The 6000-nt window shown below is 56.8% G+C and carries 5 protein-coding genes and 1 pseudogene; 2 read left to right on the top strand and 4 right to left on the bottom strand.

Features of this window, described 5'->3' with window-relative positions:
- On the top strand, nucleotides 1–436 hold a 436-nt coding region (locus ACODSR_RS17815), incomplete at its 5' end, for a hypothetical protein (protein WP_489077956.1).
- 18 nt (nucleotides 437–454) lie between these two features.
- Nucleotides 455–934, top strand: a pseudogene (locus ACODSR_RS17810) (IS630 family transposase); the annotation flags it as partial.
- Nucleotides 935–961: 27 nt separating this feature from the next.
- On the opposite strand, the gene ACODSR_RS17805 reads toward ACODSR_RS17810, so the two are convergent.
- The 4 genes from ACODSR_RS17805 to ACODSR_RS17790 all read right to left on the bottom strand — a co-directional run bounded on the left by ACODSR_RS17805 (nucleotide 962) and on the right by ACODSR_RS17790 (nucleotide 5566).
- Nucleotides 962–1870: an LLM class flavin-dependent oxidoreductase gene (locus ACODSR_RS17805; RefSeq protein ID WP_489077955.1), complete on the bottom strand. Its 909-nt coding sequence runs from the start codon at nucleotides 1868–1870 to the stop codon at nucleotides 962–964.
- 73 nt (nucleotides 1871–1943) lie between these two features.
- On the bottom strand, nucleotides 1944–2762 hold the full coding sequence (locus ACODSR_RS17800; protein ID WP_489077954.1) for an alpha/beta fold hydrolase: 819 nt from the start codon (nucleotides 2760–2762) through the stop codon (nucleotides 1944–1946).
- Nucleotides 2763–2831: 69 nt separating this feature from the next.
- Nucleotides 2832–5180 carry a TonB-dependent receptor gene (locus tag ACODSR_RS17795; RefSeq protein WP_489077953.1) on the bottom strand — a complete coding sequence of 783 codons (2349 nt, stop codon included), beginning with the start codon at nucleotides 5178–5180 and terminating at the stop codon, nucleotides 2832–2834.
- Nucleotides 5117–5566 carry a hypothetical protein gene (locus ACODSR_RS17790; RefSeq protein WP_489077952.1) on the bottom strand — a complete coding sequence of 150 codons (450 nt, stop codon included), beginning with the start codon at nucleotides 5564–5566 and terminating at the stop codon, nucleotides 5117–5119. The genes ACODSR_RS17795 and ACODSR_RS17790 overlap by 64 nt, the downstream gene beginning before the upstream one ends.
- Nucleotides 5567–6000: the final 434 nt, after the last annotated feature.

Raw genomic sequence — 6000 nt, 5'->3', positions numbered from 1 at the left:
CACCTATCGGCCATCAAAATTGACGCCGACCGGACACCGTAATCGTCGCGCTACACGAAAGGTGACGCTTGTGATTGTAACCGTTCTGATCGTGTCCACCATCTTCGCGCTAGCGATGATTGGTCTGTCTATCTGGGCAAACGCGCACTTCCAGGAAAGTGAAAGGTTGCCGATGCAGTGGAGGCTTTCGCGGTCAGAGCCGCTTTCCAAGTCGATCAACTGGCCTGCTCCCCGCACTCTCGCTCTTAGTTTTACCCCGTTTCTCGCAATCTGCGTGCTGGGGCTAATCTGTGTTGGAGCGATGACGCTTACCCCGAGGCCGGGGCAGGAATGGATGCTATTGCCTGCCTTGATGTTCATCGGCACCACATTTGTCGCGGCTCATGCGCTCCACATTTGGCTGATCGATAAGACTTTGAAGCACGACGGCAGATAACGCACGCCAATCAGGCGGTATGTGCGGCACGGGACGACATCGCTGTTTGCAGCGCTTGATATCGCATCGGGCTTCGTCATCGGCAAATGCTACAAAAGGCACCGCGCAACAGAGTTCCTCGACTTTCTCAAGCAGATCGATCGGGCAGCACCTGATGGGTTCGACGTTCATATCGTCATGGACAATTACGCTACCCACAAAACTGCCAAAGTGAGGGCTTGGCTCGCCCGCCGTCCGCACTATTACGTGCACTTCACACCGACATCGGCGTCATGGATCAATCAGGTCGAGCGCTGGTTCGCCGAGTTGACCAGAAAGCAGCTGCAGCGAGGCGTCCACCGTTCGACCGACCAGCTCGAAGCAGACATCCTCACCTTCATCGACCGGCATAACGAAAGCCCAAAGCCATACAGGTGGACCAAATCCGCCGACGAAATCCTCGCCTCGGTCAAGCGGTTCTGCCAGAAAACCGAGCAAAACTTATGTGGCGAACTTTAGATTCACGTGACTAGGCCACGCGATATTCTACTTCACGGGGAGGATTGCGGCGAGGTCGTCGATGCCCTTCCAATCACCGATGATGACGGGGGGCTTGCCCTCGGCGCGCTGGGTTTCGTCCTCGCGCACCACATTGAGCACCACGCGGTCGGCCCCGGCGCCAGCAAATTCCTCGACCCGCGCGAGAATCTGCTCATTGGTGCCCCAGGCGGTCAGGGCGTCGATCAGCCGGTCGCTATTGCCGTTGCTCCAGTCGGCTTCCTCGAACCCGCATTTGGCGAAGGCCGACTGATAATAGGGCAGGGCGATATACATGGCCAGATAGGCGCGGGCGACGGCGCGCGCTTCTTCCGCGTCGGTGGTCAGCACACATAATATCTGCGCGGTGATGCTGAAGTCGGGGCCGACGCGTTCTCTCGCTTCAGTGATGATGCCAGAAGGCATCATCCACGTCACCATGCCCTGAGCATGTTTGACCGCCAGCTTTTGGAGGCCGGGCGCGTGGGCGGCGATGCACAGCGGCGCCAGTTGCTCGGGCTTGGGGCTGATCAGCTGGACCTGCTCCATCTCCTCGAGATAGGCGGTCATCTTGGGCAGCGGCTGCACCCACTCGCCCTTGCGCCGCGCGATCACGAGCGGATTGGATGCGCCAAGCCCCATGATGAACCGGCCCGGATAAAATTCCGACAGCGCCTGGCGCGTCTGTTCTGCACCCATCGGGTCGCGGCTGTACACCGTCGCAACCCCAGTCGCCACTTTCAGGCTGGTCGTCTTGGACAGAATATAGCCGCAGGCCAGAAACGGATCGCGCCCGAACGTGTCGAGAAGCCAGACGCTCTCGTAACCGAGTCGCTCGATCCGGACTGCCAGTTCCGCAAACTGCTCCGCCGACAGCATGTGCGTCGTGCGATCAAGGGTCAGTCCTATTTGTGCCATGATAAATCCATCTTCGAATAAGGATTACGGTATAAGTTGAATGTGGCGGAAACGGGCCAATGGATCACGCCTCCTATTTGGACGCATTTCCAACGGACGCAAGAAACGAACGAAAAGCCGTGAAACATTCGTCGAACCGTTCAAAATATAGTTCGTGCCCGCTCCCGTCGATGATCTCCATTCTGGAACCGGGCATCAACTCGTGCATCTGCTTCTGATGCGCCAGCGGCGCGGTATGGCTGTTGCCGGGCGCCAGGATCAGCGTCGGCGCGGTGATGGTCGGTACTACCGGCGCCAGGTCGATATCCGGGAAGAGTCGCGCAAGCGCCGCGAGGCTCGCAGGGCGGTTCTTGCGCCATTCGCTGGCTATCCATTGTTCGTGGCCGGGACTGATCGGCACCAAGCCGCGGCCCTTGACCAGCATCTCTACAAACTCGTCGATCGGCGTATTTTCGACCTTTGCCGCGAGATCGTCATAGCCATATTTGTCAGAGCCGCGCGTGGGGTCCGAAAGCGGCGTCGACATCAGGGTGAGAGAACGGATCCTCTCGGGATATTTGGCGGCGAAGGCAGCGCCCAGCACACCGCCCGCGGACTCGCCGATATAATGGACCTTCGCCACGCCGAGTTCGTCCAGAAAGCCCCGGATGTCCTCGATCAGATTATCGACGGTCCAGTCGGACGCGGGCGTATCGTCGGACTGGCCATGGCCTCGCATGTCCCTGCGCAGGACGCGATAATCGCGGGCAAGGCCAGGGACCCAGTGGTAGAAGAATTTGGAACTCCTACCCCATCCATGCTGGATGAAGACGACTTCCGGTTCCTTCCAGGGATCCGTGAAGTCATCGTCGCTATAATAGAATTTGAGCTTGTTAACAGTGGCATAAGGCATGATCTGACTTTCGTCTCGCTTACTATTATAACCAGCATGGATGGCATTGGAAAAGGCCATATGCGATCGTCAGAACCTGACGGTCGCCTCTGCGCCAAAGGTGCGCCAGGTGCCCCAAGTGGTTTCTCTCTGGAACGTAAATCCATCAAAGAAGCCGGACGTCCGGTAGTTCGTGTTGCCGATATTCTTGACGAACGCGCGCAGGACGAATTTGTCGTTGGCAGGCGTGAAGGTCAGATAGGCGTTCTGGATATTATAGGCCTTCTGAGTCAGAATAGGGTCTTCGAACTCCGAAAAGCGAAGCTTGCCGCTCCAGTAGGATTCGCCGCGGAACAGCAATTCTCCGCCAGCAACGTCCAGCCTATATTCAAGGCCTAGGCTGACGCTGTAGGGAGGCGCCCGGTTCAGCCAGTTGCCCACCAGAACCTGGTTGCGAGCGGGGTCACTCTCCGGCCGGAGATCGGTGGCACTGCACGCCCCCAGAAAATCACCCGGATTGCAGTTGTTATAGTCGGTATATTTGGCGCTCTCGACCATAGCAGACCCGTCCAGCTTCAGACGATCGGTGATCGAGGCGTCGAAACTGGCCTCGATCCCCTTGATCCGGGCTGCGGCGGCATTTTGCACCTGGAAGCCGCCCGCCGTTCCCAGCGTCTTTTGCACCTGGATATTCTTATAATCATACCAGAAGCCGGCGAGGTTGAGGTGTATACGGTTGTCGGCCAAGCTGGTCTTGATGCCGGCTTCGCCGCCCTCGATCGTTTCGGGCTTGAACGTGTCGCCACATGTCCCTGAGCCGATACCGCCAGACTTAAAGCCCTTCTGATAGGTAGCATAGGCCTTGATCTGATTGGACACATCAAACTGTACGCCGGCGCGCGGCGTCCAAGCCTCGAACGTCAGGTCTCGCTCGACGTTACTGCATTGACCCCGGACGTTCAGATTGCCCTTTTTGTTATCATGGTTGAAACGGATGCCCGCCAGCAGCCGGAACCTGTCGGTCACAGAAAAAGTATGGTCGGTGAAGAAGGCCAGCGACTTGGCTTTTTGCGTAAAATTGGCCTGATATACGTCGGCATTAGGACCAGTGAACTGACTGAACAGACTGCTGAAAACATTGGTCTGCTGGGTATATTTGTCGTTAAAATAGAACATGCCGAAGATGGACTTCAGGCGTCCATCGATCGTGTCGGTGTTCAGATTGAATTCCTGCGAATAAGTGCGGGAATGACCTGAACTTGGGATATGGTTCGCCGTCGCGCCGCTCGCGTCATAGTCGACGGACATGAAGTTTCGATATTTCTGATATCCTGAGATGGATTTGAACTGGACGTTATCGCTCAGATCAAAGGTAACGGTCCCGGTCGCGCTATATTGTGTCGTATTGTTTGCGGCATCCAGGTCGGAATAGACCTTATGGGGGCGATAGCTTTGCGGCAGCAGAAAGGCCGCACGCGCCGGATTTATCGACGGCGCAAGCGCTGTCGGTGCATAGGAACTGCGGGTGCGCGCATAGGATCCTTCCACCTCTATGCGCAGCGTTTCGGTGGGATCGAAAGCCAATACGCCGCGAAGGGCCGCCACATGGCGACCGCCAAAATTCTTGTCGGGTGCGCCTGCGAGCAGATTTTTCACATCCCCATCGACATTGTCCCACAGGCCGGTGATCCGGAAACCGACCTTTTCGTTGATCGGACCGGAAATGAAGCCGCGAATGCCATGTGCGTCGCGATTACCGATATTGCCGGTGACTTCGGCCTCCATCGTGTCCGAGGGACCCTTCATGATATAATTGACGACGCCGCCCGTCGCGTTGCGGCCATAGAGCGTGCCTTGCGGGCCTGAAAGCACCTCGATCCGCTCAAGATCCATCTGCGCCAGGTCCAGGCTGCGCGCGCGCGCCTGATATACGCCGTTGACATGCACGGCGACCGAGGCATCTTCAAAGCCGCTGGTGAGGCCCGTGCTGATGCCGCGAAGCGTGATCTGGTTACTTCCGAATTGATACCCCATGACCAGTGAGGGCACGCGTGTGGTCAGATCGTTGAGGCCACGAATTTGCCTCGTTGCCAGACTTTCCTCGGAAAAAGCCGCAATCGTCGCTGGCACGTCCTGAAGTCGTTGCTCGCGCTTCTGCGCTGTTACGATGATATCGCTAGCGTTATTCGCTACATCATTGTCGGCGGATTGCGCATAGGCTGCTTCCGCACTCAGCCCTGTAGTCATCATTAGGCATATCGAAATAAATGAGGATGAACTCAAAGAGTTTACCTTAGACATATTACTCTCCCCTTTTTTACTATTTTTACTATTTTGATATTCGAAATTGGGATTTTCGATCGGTCCTCCTTTTGTTATTTGACCGGGTTTGCGGATCGGTTGCGCTGGCTGAAGCCATGATGGGCGAGGTGATTGCACATGTGGAGCACTTGGCCTGGTCGAGCGCCTTGCTCATTGGCGTCGGCGCAATGGCCGCAGCAATAGTCCGGGGTCGGGGACTGCCGGCGCCAGGATTGGGTGCGCGTGCAGGCATCAAAGCCCATGGCATCGACGACCGATACATCGTGCACTATCATGTCGAACCGATACTGGTGCAGGTTGGCCGGGGCAGGACGCGGGATTGACCGGATGATCGGGTCGGCTTCAGCGAGATCGCCATTCGCATCGACCGCAGTCGCGCCGATCTCGTCGGCTAAGGGGCGCACGTCTTCGGCGCCTTTTAAGTTTTCAACGGCAACGCTGTGCCCTCCGGCGGAACGCCAGCGCGGCAGGGTGTCGTAAACACTACCGATGCCAATCTGCATTCGCTGTCCTCAACCCCGGGCATTTATTGCTTTACACCGGATTTTAGGCTCAAGTGCACTCATCGGCAATAGCCTACTAATAAGTATGAAGCACACAAAAAGATATGTACATGCTTCCTGTGGTAGTAGAGGGAGGAGCGGAGGTTGTTGCAATCACGACCGATGAATGCGAACCCGAAGCAGCCGACCTACAGGGAGCGACGTTGAAAACTCCAGCGTTGCGATGACCACGGATGTCCAGTCACCGGAACGGAGCAGCTATCAGGGAGAAGGCGGCCCGGACGCATTTTTTGTTCGCAGCATCGCTGCTCGATCGGGATCTGGGAGCCATGACCAGCGGCATGAGGCTTGAACTTCGCGCTGTCGTCAGTGGCTAAGTGACTGTTTTAAAAGTCCATGATTGTTGATTGCTGCTGAGAAGTGACCCACCTTGC

The sequence above is a fragment of the Sphingobium sp. FG125 genome (genome assembly GCF_057809795.1).
Note: the sequence above shows the minus strand (reverse complement) of the source record. Positions and strands in the feature narration are given on the sequence as shown.

Bases quoted from the DNA above. Each gene is read 5' to 3' on its own strand.
- ACODSR_RS17800 (WP_489077954.1), bottom strand. From the start codon at position 2,762: ATGCCTTATGCCACTGTTAACAAGCTCAAATTCTATTATAGCGACGAT.
- ACODSR_RS17790 (WP_489077952.1), bottom strand. From the start codon at position 5,566: ATGCAGATTGGCATCGGTAGTGTTTACGACACCCTGCCGCGCTGGCGT.
- ACODSR_RS17805 (WP_489077955.1), bottom strand. From the start codon at position 1,870: ATGGCACAAATAGGACTGACCCTTGATCGCACGACGCACATGCTGTCG.